At 64.4% G+C, this 19,261-nt stretch carries 16 protein-coding genes and 1 riboswitch; of the genes, 13 read left to right on the forward strand and 3 right to left on the reverse strand.

Going from position 1 to position 19,261, the window contains the following annotated elements:
• Window positions 1–13: 13 nt before the first annotated feature.
• The 7 genes from C6W55_RS10050 (at window position 14) to C6W55_RS10080 (ending at window position 7,496) form a co-directional block, all read left to right on the forward strand.
• The gene (locus C6W55_RS10050) at window positions 14–136 is read left to right on the forward strand and encodes a hypothetical protein (protein ID WP_286892543.1); all 123 of its coding nucleotides are present in this window, start codon (window positions 14–16) and stop codon (window positions 134–136) included.
• Window positions 137–263: 127 nt separating this feature from the next.
• Window positions 264–1,037, forward strand: coding sequence for an SDR family NAD(P)-dependent oxidoreductase (locus C6W55_RS10055; protein ID WP_213485240.1), 774 nt, complete (start codon window positions 264–266; stop codon window positions 1,035–1,037).
• 31 nt (window positions 1,038–1,068) lie between these two features.
• Window positions 1,069–2,484 carry a DEAD/DEAH box helicase gene (locus tag C6W55_RS10060; RefSeq protein ID WP_286892544.1) on the forward strand — a complete coding sequence of 472 codons (1,416 nt, stop codon included), beginning with the start codon at window positions 1,069–1,071 and terminating at the stop codon, window positions 2,482–2,484.
• Between the two features lie 118 nt (window positions 2,485–2,602).
• On the forward strand, window positions 2,603–3,823 hold the full coding sequence (locus C6W55_RS10065) for an S-layer homology domain-containing protein (protein ID WP_286892545.1): 1,221 nt from the start codon (window positions 2,603–2,605) through the stop codon (window positions 3,821–3,823).
• A 182-nt stretch (window positions 3,824–4,005) separates the two neighbouring features.
• On the forward strand, window positions 4,006–4,761 hold the full coding sequence (locus C6W55_RS10070) for an ABC transporter ATP-binding protein (RefSeq protein WP_286892546.1): 756 nt from the start codon (window positions 4,006–4,008) through the stop codon (window positions 4,759–4,761).
• The gene (locus C6W55_RS10075; protein ID WP_286892547.1) at window positions 4,751–5,989 is read left to right on the forward strand and encodes an ABC transporter permease; all 1,239 of its coding nucleotides are present in this window, start codon (window positions 4,751–4,753) and stop codon (window positions 5,987–5,989) included. Before C6W55_RS10070 ends, C6W55_RS10075 begins: the two co-directional genes overlap by 11 nt.
• A 439-nt stretch (window positions 5,990–6,428) precedes the next feature.
• Window positions 6,429–7,496, forward strand: a complete 1,068-nt coding sequence (locus C6W55_RS10080) for an aminopeptidase (protein WP_286892548.1) — start codon at window positions 6,429–6,431, stop codon at window positions 7,494–7,496.
• Window positions 7,497–7,592: 96 nt separating this feature from the next.
• On the opposite strand, the gene C6W55_RS10085 is transcribed toward C6W55_RS10080, so the two are convergent.
• Window positions 7,593–8,900 (reverse strand): aminotransferase class I/II-fold pyridoxal phosphate-dependent enzyme, encoded by a 1,308-nt coding sequence (locus C6W55_RS10085; RefSeq protein WP_286892549.1) that lies wholly within the window; start codon window positions 8,898–8,900, stop codon window positions 7,593–7,595.
• Window positions 8,901–9,114: 214 nt separating this feature from the next.
• Here C6W55_RS10085 and C6W55_RS10090 point away from each other — a divergent pair, with 214 nt between their 5' ends.
• Entirely contained in the window at window positions 9,115–9,900 is a 786-nt protein-coding gene (locus C6W55_RS10090; protein WP_286892550.1) for a helix-turn-helix domain-containing protein, read from the forward strand.
• Between the two features lie 37 nt (window positions 9,901–9,937).
• On the opposite strand, the gene C6W55_RS10095 is transcribed toward C6W55_RS10090, so the two are convergent.
• Window positions 9,938–10,558, reverse strand: coding sequence for a pyridoxamine 5'-phosphate oxidase family protein (locus C6W55_RS10095; RefSeq protein WP_286892551.1), 621 nt, complete (start codon window positions 10,556–10,558; stop codon window positions 9,938–9,940).
• 116 nt (window positions 10,559–10,674) lie between these two features.
• Between C6W55_RS10095 and pdxR the strand changes: the two genes are divergently transcribed.
• A complete protein-coding gene (gene pdxR / locus C6W55_RS10100) occupies window positions 10,675–12,189 on the forward strand; it encodes a MocR-like pyridoxine biosynthesis transcription factor PdxR (RefSeq protein ID WP_286892552.1) in 1,515 nt (504 codons plus the stop codon).
• Between the two features lie 56 nt (window positions 12,190–12,245).
• Here pdxR and asd read toward each other — a convergent pair whose 3' ends face one another.
• Window positions 12,246–13,040: an archaetidylserine decarboxylase gene (gene asd / locus C6W55_RS10105; protein WP_213485254.1), complete on the reverse strand. Its 795-nt coding sequence runs from the start codon at window positions 13,038–13,040 to the stop codon at window positions 12,246–12,248.
• A 236-nt stretch (window positions 13,041–13,276) separates the two neighbouring features.
• Here asd and C6W55_RS10110 point away from each other — a divergent pair, with 236 nt between their 5' ends.
• The 4 genes from C6W55_RS10110 (at window position 13,277) to thiE (ending at window position 19,257) form a co-directional block, all read left to right on the forward strand.
• On the forward strand, window positions 13,277–14,431 hold the full coding sequence (locus C6W55_RS10110; RefSeq protein ID WP_286892553.1) for a glycosyltransferase family 4 protein: 1,155 nt from the start codon (window positions 13,277–13,279) through the stop codon (window positions 14,429–14,431).
• A gap of 432 nt (window positions 14,432–14,863) precedes the next feature.
• Window positions 14,864–14,970, forward strand: a riboswitch (TPP riboswitch).
• A 396-nt stretch (window positions 14,971–15,366) separates the two neighbouring features.
• The gene (thiC, locus tag C6W55_RS10115; RefSeq protein WP_286892554.1) at window positions 15,367–17,133 is read left to right on the forward strand and encodes a phosphomethylpyrimidine synthase ThiC; all 1,767 of its coding nucleotides are present in this window, start codon (window positions 15,367–15,369) and stop codon (window positions 17,131–17,133) included.
• Window positions 17,126–18,388, forward strand: coding sequence for a ThiF family adenylyltransferase (locus C6W55_RS10120; protein ID WP_286892555.1), 1,263 nt, complete (start codon window positions 17,126–17,128; stop codon window positions 18,386–18,388). The genes thiC and C6W55_RS10120 overlap by 8 nt, the downstream gene beginning before the upstream one ends.
• On the forward strand, window positions 18,385–19,257 hold the full coding sequence (gene thiE, locus C6W55_RS10125; RefSeq protein ID WP_353682031.1) for a thiamine phosphate synthase: 873 nt from the start codon (window positions 18,385–18,387) through the stop codon (window positions 19,255–19,257). The genes C6W55_RS10120 and thiE overlap by 4 nt, the downstream gene beginning before the upstream one ends.
• Window positions 19,258–19,261: the final 4 nt, after the last annotated feature.

The following is a 19,261-nucleotide window of genomic DNA, read 5'->3' on the forward strand; positions in this document are numbered from 1 at the left end:
GCACATGCGGTATATGCGGTTGGTACTGAAATATGTGCTGCTTGCGGTCTGCTGCGCGGTGTTCATCGTCCTCTCGATTCTCGGCATTTTGTTCTTCTCCTACGAACCGACGGAATTCATCTACATGAATTTTTAATGGATGATGTGAAACCTCCGTGCCTGGCAGTACGGAGGTTCTTTCATGCGACTTGAGTTTCGCCGTCCGCGGAGCTTTTTGCCAATCGGGCGCGGTTGCAGTACACTGTTCGCAGGAGGCGACCGATATGCTGAAAGACAAGATTGTCTGGATCACCGGCGCGGGCAGCGGCATCGGCGCCGAGACGGCGAAGCAGCTCGCAAGCCGGGGCGCGGTGCCGATATTGACCGGCCGGAATGAAGAGCGGCTGCGCAGGACGGCCGCGGAGATCGGCGCGGGATGCGGCGTCTACCGGCTGGATGTGACGGACAACGGACAGGTGCAGGACGTGGCGCGGCGGATCCAGGCGGATTTCGGCCCCGTCGACGTGCTGGTCAACAACGCCGGATTCGGCATTTTCGAAATGTTCCGGGATGCGCCGCTCGATCATATTGAATCGATGATGGATACGAATTACATGGGCATGGTCCGCTGCACGAAGGCGGTGCTGCCGTCATTCCTCGCGCGGCGGGAGGGACATATCGTCAACATCGCGTCCATCGCGGGCAAATTCGCCACGCCGAAATCGACCGGCTACACCGCCTCGAAACATGCGGTGCTCGGGTTCACGAACGCGCTCAGGCTGGAGCTCAGGGGGACCGGAATCGCCGTGTCGGCGGTCAACCCCGGTCCGATCGACACGCCGTTCTTCGAGATCGCCGATCCGGACGGCCATTATGTGCGCAATGTACGCCGGTTCATGTTGAAGCCGGAGAAGGTGGCGGCGAAGATCGTGAAGGTGATCGAGACGCGCAAGGCGGAGGTCGATCTGCCGCTGGCTGCGGCGTTCGGGGTCAAACTGTACCACATGTTTCCGCGAATCGGCGACAAGATCGCCGGCACATGGCTGAACCGCAAATAGCAACGGAACGGAAATTGACGGGAGGAACATCATGGAGAAGGAATGGACATCGCTCGGCGTGAGGCCGTCGCTGGCCGGACGGCTTGAGGAAGCCGGACTGACCGAACCGGCGCCGGTGCAGGCGGCGGCAATTCCGGTCATGCTGGAAGGCCGCGACGTCTGCGTCCGGTCGCATACGGGCAGCGGCAAGACGCTGGCCTATCTGCTGCCGGCGCTGCAGCGGATCGAGACGGACAAGCCGGAGCTGCAGGCGCTCGTCATGGCGCCGACGCAGGAACTGGCGATGCAGATCGTGCGCGAGGCCGAACGTTTCGGCGGCCCGGAAGGCGTGCGCGTGCAGCAGCTGATCGGCGGCGCGTCGGTGAGCCGCCAGATCGACGGACTGAAGCGCAAGCCGCATCTCGCCGTCGGGACGCCGGGCAGGCTGCATGAACTGCTCAAGATGCGCAAGCTCAAGCTGCACGGGACGAAGCTGGTCGTGCTGGATGAGGCGGACCAGATATTCGCGCTCGGCTCGACGAAGGAACTGGAAGCGGTGCTGGACGCCGTGTCCGGGGACCGGCAGCTCGCGTTCTTCTCGGCCACGCTGCCGCCGGAGACGTCGGCGCTGGCGGAGCGGTTGATGCGGGAGCCCGTCCGGATCGATCCGGCTCCGGAGAGCCGCCTGCCCGGCTCGATCCGGCACTATGCGGTGCGTGCGGAACGGCGCGCCCAATTCGATACGGTGAAGCGGCTGCTGCATGCGCTGCGCCCGTCATCGGCGCTGATCTTCTTCGATCAGACGGACCAGATCGCGCATTGGGAGGCGCGGCTGCGGTATGAAGGGTTTGCGGCCGGCGCATTGTACGGCGACGCGGACAAGCTGACCCGGTCACAGACACTCGACCGGCTGCGGGACGGCCGGCTGCGCATCGTGTTGACAACGGATGTCGCGGCCCGGGGCATTGACATCCCGGAGCTTGAGCTCGTCGTCAGCCTCGGCGTGCCGACGGATGCCGAGCGCTACATCCACCGCGCCGGGCGAACCGGCCGCATGGGCCGGGAAGGGACGGTCGTCTCGCTGGTCGATCCCCGCGATTGGCTCCGGGTCGGGAAGCTGATGCGCAAGCTCGGCATCGCGATCGAGGAGCGCAAGCTGTACGGCGGACAATTGATCGATCCGTCCGAGCGGAAGCGCGATGCGCATTCCCGACCGGCCGCGGGCAAACCCGCCGCGCGGCGGGCGGAGATGCAGCCGGTCAAGCCGGGCGAAGAGGCGGGAGAGAAGGGAGCGGGCGCAGAAGCGGCGAATGCGGCGGCCAGGCACCGTGCGGCGGTTTCCCGTCCGGAATCCCGCGCCGGCAAAGGCAAGTCAAGCCGGCGCGAACGCGAACTCGACCGGAAGAACAAAGGGGCTCCGCGGTGGCTGAAGGCGAAATGGGAGAGCGAGCGGCAATCGACGAAATGACATGATTTTTGCCCTCCCCCCTGAAAAGCTCGAATGGTTCCGAATGTTGTACACGAACGACCCGGCGCGCTGGTCGGATGAAACACACCATTCGATCAGGGAGGAGGATGCAGCAGCGATGCATAGCTCTGCATGGAGAAAAACGGTAATTTCGGCTCTGGCCGTCATGACATTATTCGGAGGTGCCGCTTCGGCTTTTGCGGACGGCAAAGGCAAGGGGCATGACAAAGACAACAAGGGACACAACGGCCATTCGCACGAAAAGAAGCCGTCGGATCGCAAAACTTCGAACGAGATCGTCATCCGGCTGCAGTTCAAAGACGAGCAGGAGATGAAATGGGCGCTGGTTCCGATCATGCGTCTGGCTTCGAAAGGCGTCTTCACCGGCTACGAAGACGGCACGTTCAAGCCGCATCAGACGGTCTCTCGCATCGAGGCGCTGACGGCCGCCGTCCGGATGATGGGGCTGCGCGAACAGGCCGAGTCTGAAGAAGAAATGCGCACGGAGCTGCATTTCAAGGACGCGAACAAGATCGTCAAGCAGTATCCGTGGGCTGTCGGATATGTGGCGGTCGCGGTGGAGAACGGGCTGTTCTCCGAAACGGAAGACAAGGTCCATCCCGACAAACCGGCCGACCGGCTGTGGGCGACCATGCTGCTGGTCAAGGCGCTCGGTCTGGAAGATGAAGCGCAGGCCAAGCACAATGCCTCGCTGCCGTTCCGCGATGCGAAGGACATTCCGGCTGGCGCAGTCGGCTATGTGGCCGTTGCCATCGAGAAAGGGCTGATCACCGGCTACCAGGACGGCACGTTCAAGCCGAACCGGCCGGTTACGCGGGCCGAACTCGCGGCGCTGCTTGACCGCACGGACAGCCAGATTCCGGATGAGCGGACGGTTTCCGGCGTGGTGAAGGCGGCGACGAACGGCGCCATCGTTGTCACCAAGTCGGACAATACCGATGTCGTGCTGCCGGTCGCTGCCAATGCGTTCATTTTCCGCGGCGGCGCGAAGGTTGATGCTTCCGCCCTGAGAGCGGGCGACAAGGTGTTTGTTCTCACTTACAACGGTGAGGCGGTGTTCATTGAAGTGACGCAGCCCGCTTCACAATCGAACGCGTTCACGGATGCCGGTATCCTGAATTCGGTCACCTTGAACGCGGAAGGCCGGCTGTCGACGATTTCGCTGACGAAGAATACCGACAGCGGCACACTTGCCGTCATATACAACGTGGCGAAGGACGTCCAGATTGTCGGCGACGCTTCGCAGCTTACCGCCGGACGTTACGTCGAGGTATCCGGCACGGATTCGACGGTGACGAAGATTACAATCAAAGCTTGAGAAAGCTCTCGAGCTGATGGAGTGAACAAGGGGCTGCCCGTCTGCCGTCCGCCCGCCGCGGACGAAGAAGGTGCAGCCTCTTGTGCTATGGATCATGCAAGCGATGCGGAAACTTGCGCTTCCATTTTTTGAACCGGCTGCACCAAGTTCGGTATAATGATGGAGACAAGGCAGGTGATCATATGGAGCCGCTTGTCAAGGTTGAGGAACTGTCGGGCGGTTACAGTCCGCGGCGGCCCGTGCTGCAAGGCTTGACCTTCACGGTCGCGCCGGGCGAGATCGTCGGGCTGATCGGACTCAACGGAGCCGGCAAGAGCACGACGATCCGCCATCTGCTCGGGTTGATGACACCGTTCGAGGGGACGGTCCGGATCGGCGGCGTCACGCTGGAGGAAGATGCGGAACGGTATCGCCGGTCTTTCGCCTATGTGCCGGAGACGCCGCTGCTGTTCGACGAACTGACGGTGCAGGAACATTTGCGGCTGACGGCGATGGCCTATGACATCGATGAATCGACATATGTCGACCGGGCGGAGCGGCTGCTCGGCGAATTCCGCATGGCGGACAAGCGTTCCGCTTTCGCGGCGCATTTGTCCAAAGGAATGAAGCAGAAAGTGATGATCATGAATGCGCTGCTCGCCGCGCCGCCGCTCTATATCATTGACGAGCCGTTCCTCGGGCTCGATCCGCTCGCCATGCGGTCGCTGCTCGAACGGTTGAACGAGGAGAAACGCTCCGGCTCCGCCATCCTGATGAGCTCCCACATCCTGTCGACGCTCGAAGCGTACTGCGACCGCTATCTGCTGCTTCACGACGGGCGGCTGCTCGCTTCGGGCACGCTTGAAACCTTAAGGGAAATGGCCGGAATGCCCGGCGCGTCGCTCGAACGGTTGTTTTTCCGGTTCATCGCCCCGGAAAGGAATGCGTATGGAAGCTGATTTGGAGGCGCTGCGCCGCAAGCGGGCGGAAGCATGGCGCAAGGCCGTGACTCCCTATGTCCGCGACATGGCGCGGAGCGGGTTTCCCTCGGTCGCGGTGCTGGCTGCGCTTGCGGCCTTGAGCGGCTATACGGCGTTTCTGGAAAATGTTCCGCCGGGTTTCCCGATAGCCGCCGTCGGAGCGGCGCTCATGACGCTGCTGCTCGTCCGGTCGCCGCTGCGCACCCATCTACGGCCGGCGGACGCCGTCTTCCTGATGCCGCGCGAGCGTGAGATGGAGCGGTACATGAAGGCCGCCAGGCGGAGCGGGTACCTCTCCGGCAGCGCGCTGACGCTCGCCGTCTGGCTGCTCTACGCGCCGCTCTACGGTCAGAGCGGCGCACCGACGGGGGCGGCTGCGCTCGTCCCGGCGCTGCTCGTCCTGAAGGCGGCGAATGACGCCGGCGCCTGGCAGGAGCGCCGCATGGCCCGCGAGACTGCGCGGCGGTTGTGCCGGCTGCTTCGCACGGCGCTGACGCTGGCGGCGGTCTGCGCGCTGCTTACGAAGCCGCTCATTGCCGCGCTCGGCTTCGCGGCCGCAGCCGCCGCGCTCCAGGCCGCCGTCTGCCGGCTGCCGGCCAGGCACCGGTTCCCGTGGCAGCGGCTGTTCGATGAAGAAGCGCGGACGCGACGGCTATATGAGCGATTTTTCCGCTCGTTCACCGATCTGCCGTCGGAAGCGGAAGCGCCGGCCCGGCGGCCGTACGCGGCCTGGATCGCCGGCGCCATCCGGCACGGCCGGCACAATACATACTTGATGCTTTATACGTTGACGCTCGTCCGCACCGACATCGGCGGCATGCTGATCCGGCTGACCGCTGTCGGCGCGCTGGCCGGCGCGGTCACCGGCGCAAGCGGAGCCCTGGCGGGCTGGGCGGGAGCGATTGTCGCCTGGCTGTTCGCGCTGGCAGCCGGGGTGCAGGCGGGAACGGTGCGCCATGCGCACCGGCACGCGGTGTGGCGGCATCTGTACCCGCTTCCCGAGGCCGGACGCAGGCGCGCCGCCGTGCGCGTCGCCGCGGCCGCGCACTTCGCCGGCGCCGTGCTGCTCGGCCTCGCCGCCGGGCTGTCTGCGGCGCTTGACGGCCGGTACGCGCCGGCCCTGGCGGCGCTGGCCGGCTGCCTGGCGCTCGTGCCGGCGACGGCGCTCCGCCTGCGCAGGAATATGGAGCGGGAGGCGGTGGAATAGACGCGCGGCCCGGCCGTCCGGGGACCGGGCGGTTTGGCGCCGCGTAACGGATGCTGGGCGCCTGACGGTGCGTGTAACGGAACGTGGTTCCGTTAGCGGGGGCCGCTGGTGCGAGCGGGCATGCTATAACAGAATGTGGTTCCGCTAATGGCGGCCGTCGTACGGGTCCGTCGACTTCGCGCCGCATTTAACGGCACGAGATGCCGTTAATGGGCCGGCGAAGAGGGTAAGCGTGCAAATAACGGCACGAAATGCCGTTAAACGCCGCCGCGGGCGTGCCCAGACGGCTCCGCGCCGTAATTAACGGCATGAGATGCCGTTATCGGACCCGGCAAAGCGGGTAAACAGGCAAATAACGGCACAAGATGCCGTTAATCACCGCCACCGGACGGCTCACCGTCGGCGTTCATACCCATAACGATTTCAAGGAGGCGTTCACATGCGCGATCCGCGAGTGGAACAGTTGGCCAAGGTGCTCGTCGGCCATTCGATCAAGGCGAAGCCCGGCGAGAAGGTGCTGATCATCGGTGCCGCCGAGACGTCGCCGCTGATCAAGGAGACGTACCGCCAGGTGCTGCGGGCGGGGGCCCATCCGATTCTGCAGGTGGGCCTTGCGGAGCTGGACAAAATCTTCTTCGACGAAGCAAGCGACGAGCAGCTTCAGGACATCGAAGTGATGGAATGGCTGTATCATCGGGCGGACGCCGTCATCCGCATTCTCGGCGGCGCCAACAACAAGGAGCTGACCGGCGTCGACCCGCAGAAACTGACCGCCCGCCGGCGCGCGACGGCGAAGCTGTCCGAATATTTGATGAAAGGCGGCGCGCGCTGGGTGTTGACGATGTTCCCGACGCAGGCGCAGGCGCAGGACGCCGAAATGTCGCTGGAGGAATACGAAGACTTCGTCTTCTCGGCGACCAACGTCGACTATGCGGAAATGGAGCGCTCGATGAAACAGGCGGCCGAGCGGTTCGACCGCGCGAACAAAGTGCGGATCGTCGGCAAGGAGACGGATCTGACCGTCGACATCGCGGGCCGCAAAGGCATCGTCTGCGCCGGGGAGCACAATGTGCCGGACGGCGAAATCTTCTATTCGCCGAACCATCTGCTCACCGAAGGCCATATTTACTATGATTGGCCGACCGTCTACAACGGCCGCGAGATCAGCGGCATCCGGCTCGTGTTCGAGAAGGGCCGCGTGACCCGGGCGTCCGCCGAGAAAGGCGAGGACGCGCTGCTGGCCGCGCTCGACACGGACGAAGGGGCGCGCTACCTCGGCGAGCTCGGCATCGGCATGAACTTCGGGATTACGCGTCCGACGAAGGACATCCTGTTCGACGAGAAAATCGGCGGCTCCGTCCATCTCGCGCTCGGCCGCGCCTACGAGGAAGCGGGCGGCGGCAACCAATCCGCCATCCACTGGGACATGGTGAAAAACCTGAAAGACGGCGGCGAGATCTACCTCGACGGCGAATTGGTGCAGAAGGACGGCAAGTGGCTGTTCTGATCCCCCCATCCGGCAAACATGAAACCCGCGGTGAGCGGAGCTTGCAACGAATGCAATGCGCCGTCCCGCGGATTTTTGCGTTTACGTAATGAAGTTTCAAGCCCGGCCTTCCTTGACGTCGAGCACGGCCCGATGAATCGTGTCAAACAGCTCCTCCAGATGCTCCTCTTCGATGCACGAGAACGCGACGCGCAGATCCGTCTCGCCCAGCGCGATCGTGCCGACGCCATAGGCGTCGAGCAGCCGCTTCCGCACCTGCTCGGCGGAAACGCCGTTCAGCTTCAGGCACATGAAATATCCGGAGTTGAACGGGTAATAGTCCCACGCGCCCGCGTACCGGCCGCTGTCGAGGAGCTCTTTCACGCGGTTCGCGCGCCCTTTCATGATGTTGTACTTCTCCAGCTTCTGCGCTTCGAAATCCGGCGACTGCAGCGCGCGCAGCACGAACGTCTGCGAAGGATGCGGACCGCTCGAAATCGTGGCGCGGATGATGCCGAGCGTCTTCTGCTCCAGGGCGTCGAGCAGCGCTTCGGACTCCGACGCAAACGTAATGAATCCGACACGGAAGCCCCAGACATATTCTTCCTTCGTGGCTCCGTCGACTTTCACGGGCAGGACGCGGGGGTGCAGACCGGCCAGCTTGCCGAACAGCGATTCGTGCAGCGAATCCTCGAAGAACAAGGCGAAATAGGCGTCGTCCGTCACGGCCACGACGTTCACGCCCGCTTCGGCCGCGTCCCGGATGGCGGCGACGATCTCGTCCCCCTCTTCGCGGGTCGGCGTGTATCCCGTCGGATTGTTCGGGAAGTTCAGGATGACGATCGCCTTGCCGCTGCGGTTCCTGCAGGACAGAAGCGCGTCGCGCAGCCCGGCGCTGTTGAACTTGTTCCGCTCGTCGTACAGCGGATAATGCACAATCTCGGCGCCGCGGCGGATGCCGAAGGTCAGCTCGTAGTTCTCCCAATTTTTATCGGGGATGATCACCGCGTCGCCCGGGCCGGCGAACAGGTCGGCGACGATGCTGAGGCCGTGCGTGAGCGCGTTCGTCGCGATCGGCAGGCCGAACGACTTGCCCGCGAGCGACGGATTGTCCTTCAGCATCTTCTCGCGCCATGCCTTGCGCAGGTCGGGTTTGCCGGCCGGCGGGGCATAGTCGTACAGATCCTTCGGTTCATATTCGGAGAGCGTCCGCTGGATGACGTCGAGGTGCATCGGCACCCCCTTCTCCAGCGCGATGCCGATCGTCGCGTTGAAGCGGTTCGCCTTCGCACGCGCCTCTGCAGACTGGCTCAGAATCCCGACTTTCGGAAAATAGATCGCCCGTCCCAAATCCGACAACATGGCATAAACGTGGGCGTTCTCGCGTTCAATCGTCTCATTCAGTTGTCTGGCTTGCGGATTCATGGTCAATCGTTCCTCGCATCCTTTCCGTAGAAGCTGTCGTCCGGGCAGCCGGACAACGTCCGATGCCGAATATTATAACATCCCGGATGCCCGAAACGCCATGAATTTCCGAACAATGGCCCGCGATTTTCCCCGGACCGGTTGTGTTGCGCGCCGTTTTGCGGCTGATGTATGATGGGTTCAGAACGATGCGGACATGAAATGAGGTGGCCACATGCTGAAATTGTCACCGAATTCGCTTGTGCTGCTGCCGGCGCTGGCCAAAATCAGCTGTGAGCCGAACTGGCGCTGGCAGAAACGGGAGAAGCCGATGCCCAATTACGATCTGTTCTACGTCTGGAGCGGCCAGGGATGGCTGGAACTGAACGACAAGACGTACGAGATCGGCAAGGGCAGCTGCTTCCTGTTCCGTCCGGGCGACCACCCGACCGCGACGCACAATCCGCAGAAGCCGCTCGTGCTGACCTATATCCATTTCGATGTAACGGAACCGGTCGAGATCATTCCGAAATCGTACCGGGTGCTTCAGGAGACGGTCGAGTTCGAACATCTGCTGTCCCGGTATGTACGCATGTTCCTCATCAAGACTTACGCTGCCGAGGAAGAAGCGCGGCTCATCCTCAAAATGCTGCTTATCCATCTGCTGCGCGAGGACTACGGCCAGCCGCCCGAGAAAAAAGCAAGCAATCATCTGACCGAGACGATTCACGAGATCGCGAACTACATCCGTCAGCATCCGGGCATGCAGCACCGCGTCGAGGATCTCGCGAGACGCGCCAACCTGTCGCCGCGCTATTTCGCGATCAAGTTCAAGGAGCTCACCGGCATGTCGGTGCAGCAGTTCCTGATCCGCTCCCGGATCGAACGCGCGCAGCATCTTCTGATGCACACCGGGATGAATGTGACGGAAGTGGCGGATGCGCTCGGGTATCGGGACATCTTTTTCTTCAGCAGGCAGTTCAAACAATATACGGGCAAGAGTCCGTCGGAAGTCCGGTAACGTAAGCCGTCCGCCGCAATCCCGCAGGCAGGCGGCTTTATTGTTGCGGCGCGCCCGGGCGGTACCGCTCCATCAGACCGGCTGTCTCCCGATCGAGCGGAAGTCCGCGCTCCAACAGTCCGGCGGTAGCCGCCGAACGTGCCTTGTCCGACAAGTTCTGGCCGAATTTGAACTTGGCGGTGATGGAACTCGGCACGAGTTTCAGGACGGCGACGCTTTTCAGCCGCGGAGCGTAGCGCGGATCGTCCGGACGGATCGGTTCATAACCGCCTTCCGGCTGCAGTTTCTTCATCATCGCTTCGAGGGCCATGGCTTTCTCCGCAATGTCCTCGACGATTTCGATGCGGCCCGCGATCAGCACCGATTTGAAATAGGCCGACGCCCGACAGGCCATGACCGGATCGGTAAAATAGGACGGAATGATCGCATACTCCCTGGCGACGGCGAAGGCCGCGTGCGGATTGCTGCGGATCGCGTCCATTTTGTCTCCGGCCCGGCTTCCGTGGAAGTAGACCGCACCGTCCGCATACACGAAATTGAGCGGCGTGATGCTCGGCCGTCCGTCCGGGCGGACCGCCGACAGAAAGCCGAAGCTCGATTCCTCCAGAAACTGCTCGATTTCCCGTTGATCCGTCATTTCAAATTCCCGTCTTCTCATTCCGGAATCCCCCTTTCGTGTGAAATCGATCATAAACTGACGATTGACAGAACAAAAGTGCCATTTCATAGTGAGAAGAACAGGTCCATTTTCAAAGGGTGTCGGGGGGAAACGAAATGAGCGGTTTCGAGATCGCGGTCAAACCGCTGTATTTGAGGTTTTTGCAGGAAGGATACGGCAAACGCGATGCCCTCTACGAGGCGATCCGCGCCGCGATGCTGGCGGGGGCGGTGCCGGAAGGCGCGCGTCTGCCGGCCACCCGGCTGCTCGCCGCTTCGTTCGACGTTTCCCGGGGAGTGGCAGCGGCCGCTTACGATATGCTGCATGCGGAAGGCTATGTGCGGACCGCCGTCGGTTCGGGAACGTATGCGGCGTACCGCGCCCCGGTCGGCGGCCTGATCAAGGAGACGGCGGATCCGGTTCATCCGGCGGGCACCGAGAACGCGCGAACGGGCAAGGTGCAGCTGTCCTCGCTTGGCAGGCGGGTCGTTGCCGCGGGCAGGCGCATGGAGCTTTCCCTGAATGACCGGGTGCCGTATGATCTGCGGATCGGACAGCCGGTGATTGCGGATTTTCCGTATGATGATTGGAAGCGGGCCGTCTATGCGGAGATTCGCCGTTTTCCGGGAAGGCTGCAGGAAGACGCTTTTCGGGCCGAAGGCCATGAACCGCTGCGCAGCGCGATTGTCCGCCATCTGGTGACAACGAAGGGCATAAGGGCCAATCCGGAACAGGTCGTCGTGACGAACGGATCGATGCAGGCGCTCGCGCTGATCGCGATGCTGCTGCTCGATCCGGGGGATCCTGCCGTCGTCGAGGACCCGGGCTATCCGGGGACGTGGGCGTCGGTCGAGGCGGCCGGCGGGAGACTCATCGCGGCGAAGGTGGACCGGAGGGGCATTGTGCCGGAAGACTGGCCGGCGCGGCTGCTGTTCGTGACGCCGAGCCGGCAGTTCCCGACCGGCGGCGTATTGCCGATGGAACGGCGCGCCGCATTGCTGGATTGGGCGGCGCGGCGCAATGCCGTCATCGTCGAAGACGATTACGACAGCGAGTTCCGCTGGGGCGGGCGGCCGGTGGAACCGCTCAAGGCGATGGACCAGGGCGGCTGCGTGATTTATATCGGAACGTTCTCGCGGACGATGTTGAGGGATGTCCGAATCGGCTATGCGGTGCTGCCCGATGGGCTCGTCGAGCCGTTTCGCCGCGCGAAGGCATGGACCGAGCCGCATCCGACGGATCTGATCTGGCAGCGGGCGCTTGCGCGCTTCATGGCCGCGGGCGCGTATGCCCGCCATTTGCGGCGCATGCAGCGCATTTGCGGGACGAGGATGCAGCGGTTCTGCGAACGGCTGGAGAAGCTGCCGGGAGAGCCCTTCGACTGGTATCCGTCCGTCAGCGGGATGCATGTTTACGGCGAATGGCGCAGGGATCCCGGCGAATACGACGCGTTCCGGGCAGCATGTCTGGAGCGGGGCGTCGTCTGGACGGACGGGGACCGGTATCGGCTCACCCCGCCCGTAAGGCGCAGCGCGATGTTCGGCTTCGCCCATCTCGACGACCGGACGATGGACGCTGCCGCGGAGCGGATGGCGGATGCGCTGCTGCGCCTGCGCAGCCGGCGGCGCTAGACTTCGTACCGCATGAGCGTCGGCTTTGCAAGGATAGGGTGCGGCTCCCGGAGCGGTCAGGATCGGGTCTTCAGCAGGCGGCCGAGCGCTTCGCCCATGCGGACTTTGGCGCCGGGCGCCAGATCGCTCCGCGGTTCGAATGTTCCGTTCTCGGTGAGCAGGACGACGGTCGAGCCGAATTCGAACCAGGCCAGTTCGCCGCCGCGGCTGAGCCGGTCCGCCTTCGGATCGGCATAGCGTATGCCGCTGACGTTGAGCGCGCCGACTTTCACGACCGCCGTCTCGCCCGTTTCATGGCGGATATATGTGACAAGGCGTTCGTTCCGGCTGAGCACCCGCGGCATGTGGGTGAGGCCGAAGTCGTTGACGGGATATACGCGTCCCGGCAGATGATGGCGTTCGACGACGACGCCGTCCACCGGCGAATGGATGCGGTGGTAGTCGGACGGACTCAGGTAGAGCACGATGCCGTATCCGTTCCGGTAGCTCTCCGCGCGCGGATTGCCGCCGAGCAACTCGTCGATCGTGTAGTCCTGGCCTTTCACGTTGAAGATCGTTCCCTGGCGGATCGGTCCCATGCCGGTGATCCGCGCGTCGACCGGACTGACCAGAACGCCGGGCGCATCATCGACCGGACGGGCTCCCGGTTTCAGCCGGCGGGTGAAAAACTCGTTCAGTGTCGCATAGTCCCCGATCGCTTTCTCCGCTTCTTCCACCGCGATGCCGTAGACGCGCGCGAATCGCGGTATGAGCAGCCTGCTGGCCGGCGAGTGCGCGAACCGGCCGGCGAGACGGGAAATCCATTTCCGCGAACCCAGTTCCGTGAGCGTTCTCAGCAGCCATTTGCTCAACTCCGCTTGCTCCTTCCGTGGGCTTTTGCCGCCTAGTGTGCCACAATGCCGGGGACAAATCAATAGACCGATGGACGCGGAAGATTCATAGATGCCGCATATTTCCGTACGCGGGAGCCGGGATCCGGTGCGCCGGATGCGCCGACCAATCGCCCGCCCATGGGGAGCCGCCGTGTCCGGCCGGACATTTGCCGTATATGTTGCTGGCAGGACTCATGCGAGAGGAGGTCGGGCCGATGGCGGTGCCCAGGGTGGCCTTCGTCACGCCCGGATCGTTCGCCATCCCTTCGTCCAAGGGAAGTTCGGTCGAACGCGTCATCGAATACCTCGCCCCGCGTCTGGACCGGCGGCGGTTCGAGCCCCGGATCTACGGCCGGACGGGACGCGGGCTTTCCCGCGTCGGTTCGCTCGGCGGCGTGCGGATCGAGCGTTTTCCGGCCGCCGACAAGAAGGCGTATGTGCGCGCGGTCGGCACGGCGATGCGGAAGTTCCGTCCAACCCTGATCCAGGTGGAGAACCGTCCGCTGTACGTGCTCCGGTTGAGGCGGCGTTTTCCCCGAACAAAAATTTGGCTCAGCCTCCAGTCGAAAACGTTCATCGGGAAGCGGTACATCAGCAGATCGGCGCTGAAACGGAGTCTGGCCGCGGCCGACCGCGTGCTTGTCAACAGCCATTGGCTGCGCCGGACGGTAGCGGAGATGGTGCCGGAAGCTGCGGACAAGCTGCGCGTCCTCCATTTGGGCGTCGACATCGACCGGTTCCGGCCGCCGGACGACCCGGGGAGCGGCGAGCGAAGGCGGCGGCTGCGCGAAGACCGCGGTTGGACGGACCGGACGGTCGTCCTGTTCATGGGCCGGCTCATCCCGCGCAAGGGCGTGCATCATCTGCTGGCCATCCTGCCGAAGCTGGCCGAGGCGCATCCCGACGTGCTGCTCGTCATCGTCGGCAGCCCGTTCTACGGTTCCCATCGGGATACGGCGTACTCGCTGCGGCTGAAGAGAATGGCGCGCGCGATGAAGCGGCACGTGCTGTTCGTTCCGTATGTGCCGTACACGAAAGTGCCCGACTGGTTCCTCGCCGCCGATATCGCGGTCGTGCCGTCGAAGCCGGGCGAGGCGTTCGGCCTTGTCAACGTCGAGGCGATGGCGAGCGGGCTGCCGGTCGTCGCCTCCCGGGTGGGCGGCATCGTCGAGGTGGTCGAAGACGGCGAGACGGGGTATCTTGTGAACCCTGCGAACATGGAGGCGGAACTGCTGGACCGGATCGGCGCGCTCATCCGCGATCCGGAGTTGCGCAGCCGAATGGGCGCGGCCGGCCGGAAGCGCGTCGAGGAAAAGTTCACGTGGCAGCGCACCGCCGAAGTTTGGATGGAGCTGTACGAGCGCGGATAGGCGGCGCCGGGGGGGGTGACGTGAGCGGCTGTAACGTGGATGGCACGTTACAGCGCATGTGCGGCGGTGCCGTGAGCGGTTGTAACGTGGATAACACGTTACAGCGCATGTGCGGCGGTGCCGTGAGCGGCTGTAACGTGGATGGCACGTTACAGCGTCTGTGCGGTGATGCCGTGAGCGGCTGTAACGTGGATGGCACGTTACAGCGTCTGAGAGGTGGTGCGGTGAGCGGCTGTAACGTGGATGGCACGTTACAGCGTCTGTGCGGCGGTGCCGTGAGCGGCTGTAACGTGGATAACACGTTACAGCGTCTGAGAGGTGGTGCGGTGAGAAGTTGTAACGTGGATGGCACGTTACAGCGTCTGCGGGCGGTGCTCAAATGAATTCACAACTCCGGTTGACAGTTGCAGGAAACTCCTGTATAGTCAAAGGCGAATCCACTAGGGGCGCCCTTGCGGGCTGAGATAAGGCGAATCCGCCTTGGTCCCTTTGAACCTGATCTGGGTAATGCCAGCGTAGGAAAGTGGGAAGGCTTCGGAATTCGGAATACGATGCAGCGTGCACCCGGCGTGCCAACGGACCGCCGTATGTCCGTCGTGTGCCCGCCGTGCCCGTCGTATGCGAATGAGCCGCTTCCCCGTGAAGCGGCTTTTTGCATATGCGGGATCTTGCGGGCGGGATAGGCCTTGGCATACTGTGTGCAGGTGCATTGTGGAAGCATGCTGACGGCGGCGATATGCTGCAACCGGAGTGACTCCATGCGCGGAGATCGTTTTGCGGCGATCGCTGCACCGCGCATGAAGGCCGCGAGGCAGCAGCACTCGTCAGGCAGGTTTGTCTTGCCGCATGCATCACACCGCCGAATGTCATGATCCGGAGCCGCCGGCGCTGGCCTCCTATTGGATTCACATCATCCAAACGGGAGGTCTTTTTTCATGTCCATTCACCTCTCCACATCCCCGATTCCCGGAAGCCGCAAAGTGTATCTCACCGGCAGCCGCCCCGATCTGCGCGTGCCGATGCGGGAAGTCGCGCTCGCCCCGAGCCGGACACCGCAGGGCGAGACGCCGAATGATCCGGTCCTGCTGTACGACACCAGCGGACCGTACACCGACCCGGAGGCCGGCATCGACATCCGCCGGGGCCTGAATCCGCTGCGCGGCACCTGGATCGCCGAGCGCGGCGACACCGAAGCGTACGAAGGCCGCGCCGAACGGCCGGAAGACAACGGCTGGCGCACGCCGGAACAGGCGGAGCGGGCGGGCATCGAACGGTTCCCCGGCCCGCCGAGGCGGCCGCTGCGCGCGAAACCCGGCCGCGCCGTCACCCAGATGCATTACGCCAGAAAAGGCATCATCACGCCGGAGATGGAATTCGTCGCGATCCGCGAAGGGATGGATCCGGAGGTCGTCCGCGCCGAAGTGGCGGCCGGCCGCGCGGTCATCCCGGCGAACATCAACCACCCCGAGAGCGAGCCGATGATCATCGGCCGGAAATTCCATGTCAAGATCAACGCGAACATCGGCAACTCCGCCGTCGCGTCCTCGATTGAAGAAGAAGTCGAGAAAATGGTCTGGGCCACCCGCTGGGGCGCCGACACGATCATGGACCTGTCCACCGGACGCAACATCCATGCGACCCGTGAATGGATCATCCGCAACTCGCCCGTTCCCGTCGGCACCGTGCCGATCTATCAGGCGCTCGAGAAAGCGGGCGGCAATCCCGCCGATCTGACGTGGGAGATCTACCGCGACACGCTGATCGAGCAGGCGGAGCAGGGCGTGGACTACATGACGATCCACGCGGGCGTGCTGCTCCGGTACATCCCGCTTACGGCGAAACGGGTGACGGGCATCGTCTCGCGCGGCGGCTCGATCATGGCGTCCTGGTGTCTCGCGCATCACGAGGAGAACTTCCTGTACACCCGGTTCCGCGAAATCTGTGAAATCTTGCGCGCCTACGACATCACCGTCTCCCTCGGCGACGGACTCCGTCCCGGTTCGATCGCCGACGCGAACGACGAGGCGCAGTTCGCCGAACTCGAGACGCTGGGCGAGCTGACGAAGATCGCCTGGGAGCACGATGTGCAGGTGATGATCGAAGGTCCGGGCCACGTCCCGATGCACATGATCAAGGAGAATGTCGACCGCCAGGCGGAAATCTGCCAGGATGCGCCGTTCTACACGCTCGGTCCGCTGACGACGGACATCGCGCCCGGCTACGACCACATCACGTCGGCCATCGGCGCCGCGATGATCGGCTGGTTCGGCACGGCGATGCTCTGCTACGTGACGCCGAAGGAGCATCTCGGCCTGCCGAACAAGGACGACGTCAAGGAGGGCGTCATCGCCTACAAGATTGCCGCCCACGCCGCCGACCTCGCCAAGGGCCATCCCCGGGCGCGCGCATGGGACGACGCGCTGTCCAAGGCGCGCTTCGAGTTCCGCTGGCGCGACCAGTTCCATCTGGCGCTCGATCCGGAGCGGGCGATGGCGTACCACGACGAGACGCTGCCGGCCGAGGGGGCGAAGACGGCCCATTTCTGTTCGATGTGCGGACCGAAATTCTGCAGCATGAAGATGTCGCAGGAGCTGCGGGACTATGCGGCGAGCCGCGGCATGAGCCTCGAAGAAGCGGTGGAAGCGGGGCTCAAGGAGCGCGCCGGCGCGTTCCGCGATGCGGGAGGAAGCCTGTATGGCTGACGATCCGGACAAAGAATGCGGCATGGCGGAACATATCGCGGGGCTGACGAACGGTTCGGAACAGACGGCTGCCGGTCGGCAAAAGGAAACGGCGGAACCCGGACGTTCGGCGGATCGGACGGACATGGAGCGGTACAGCCGGCAGATCCGGTTCACGCCGATCGGTCCCGAAGGACAGCGCCGGCTGCTTGAAGCTTCGGTGCTGATCGTCGGAGCCGGCGCGCTCGGCGCATCGCTCGCCCAGCATATGGCGAGGGCCGGCGTCGGCCGCATCCGGATCGTTGACCGGGATTTCGTCGAGCCGAGCAATCTGCAGCGGCAGACGCTGTTCGACGAGGAGGACGCCCGGCTGGCGCTGCCGAAAGCGGCGGCCGCCGCGGCGAAGCTGAGGCGGATCAACAGCGGCATCGCGATCGAGGAGCATGTGGCGGACGTCACTTCGGCGAACGCGGCGGCGCTTGCCGAAGGGGTGCAGCTCGTTCTGGACGGCACGGACAATGCCGCAACGCGGCTGCTCATGAGCGACGTCTGCTTCGCCCTCGGCATTCCGTTTCTGTACGGCGGAGCGGTCGGCGCGTCGGGCATGAGCGCGGCGCTCGTCCCGGGCGAGACGGCCTGCCTGCGCTGCCTGATCGGCGGGGAGCAGGAGGCGGCGGACGCGGGCACATGCGAGACGGAAGGCGTCATCTCGCCGGTCGTCGAACTGGTCGCCGCCCTGCAGGCGGCCGAAGCGCTCAAATGGCTGACCGGCCGCCGCGAGGCGCTGCGCCGGACGTGGATTTCGGCGTCGCTCTGGCCGTCTGAATGGCGAGAGTGGCGGCTGCCGGGCCCTTCGCGGGATTGCGCGGTATGCGGGCGGGCGAAGCCCCCGGCGGAATCCGGCTTGCCGATGGAACGGGCTGAGGCCGGGCCGAAGCGGCTTGCCGTCCGGGAAGAAGCGTCGGCGGCCCCGTCACCGCGTCCGGCCGCCGGCCCGATCCGCGCCGCGGTCCTGTGCGGCCGGGATACGGTGCAGTTGACGCTGGACCATCCGCTGCCGCTCGAGCGGATCGAGGAGCGGCTCCGTGCGGACGGCTGCATCATCACGCGCAATCCGTGGCTCATCCGCGCGGAGACGGGGGACGGCAGGCGGTTTGTTGTGTTCCGCGGAGAAGGGCGCGTGCTGGTGCAGGGCGTCTCGGATGCGGAAGAAGCGGTTCGCGGACTGACGGAGCTTTTGCATCAACCGAATGAAGAAGGAGTGACGGTGCGATGAGCCGTGCGGCGTTTGATTTCCGGCTGTATGCCATTACGGCCGAGTCCTGCCACCCCGGCCGGGATCTGATCGAAGTCATGGAAGCGGCGATCCGCGGCGGCGCGGACATCGTGCAGCTGCGGGACAAGGAGACGCCGCCGGAACGGCTGCTCGGGAAAGCCCGCGCGCTCCGGGAGCTTACGCGGCGCTACGGCGTGCCGTTCATCGTGAACGACTATCCGGAGCTGGCGCTTGAGGCGGAGGCGGACGGCGTCCATCTCGGCCAGGAAGACATGCCGATCGCGGAGGCGCGCAGGCTGCTCGGCGAGGACAAGATCATCGGCATCTCGACCCATTCGATCGAGCAGGCGCGGGAAGCGGTCCGGGCGGGCGCCGACTACATCGGCGTCGGGCCGGTCTATCCGACGCCGACGAAGCCGGGCCGGCCGGCGGCCGGATTGGAATACGTCCGGCTGGCCGCGGCGGAGATCGCCATCCCGTGGGTCGCGATCGGCGGCATTACACTTGACAATGCGAACGAAGTGCTGGACGCAGGGGCGCGCCGGCTGTGCGCGGTGTCCGCCATCGTCGGCAGCCCCGACCCCGAGGCGGTCAGCCGGGAGCTGAAGGCCCGGATCACCGCCCGGGAAGCGGGGCAGGCGGCAGATGCAGCCCGTGCGGCGGAAGGCCCGATTCGGCTTCGCCTCAACGGGCGCGATACGGAGACGACGGCGCGAACGCTCGGCGAACTGATCGAGCGGCACGGCCTCAAGGACCGGCGGATCGTCGCCGAGGTGGACGGCGAGATCGTCACACGTTCCGAATGGAGCCGGACGCCGCTTAAGGCCGGCGCCGCCGTGGAGCTGGTCCATTTCAGGGGAGGGGGGTGATCGG

It is taken from the genome of Thermobacillus sp., assembly GCF_003390775.1.
GTDB lineage: Bacteria > Bacillota > Bacilli > Paenibacillales > Paenibacillaceae > Thermobacillus > Thermobacillus xylanilyticus.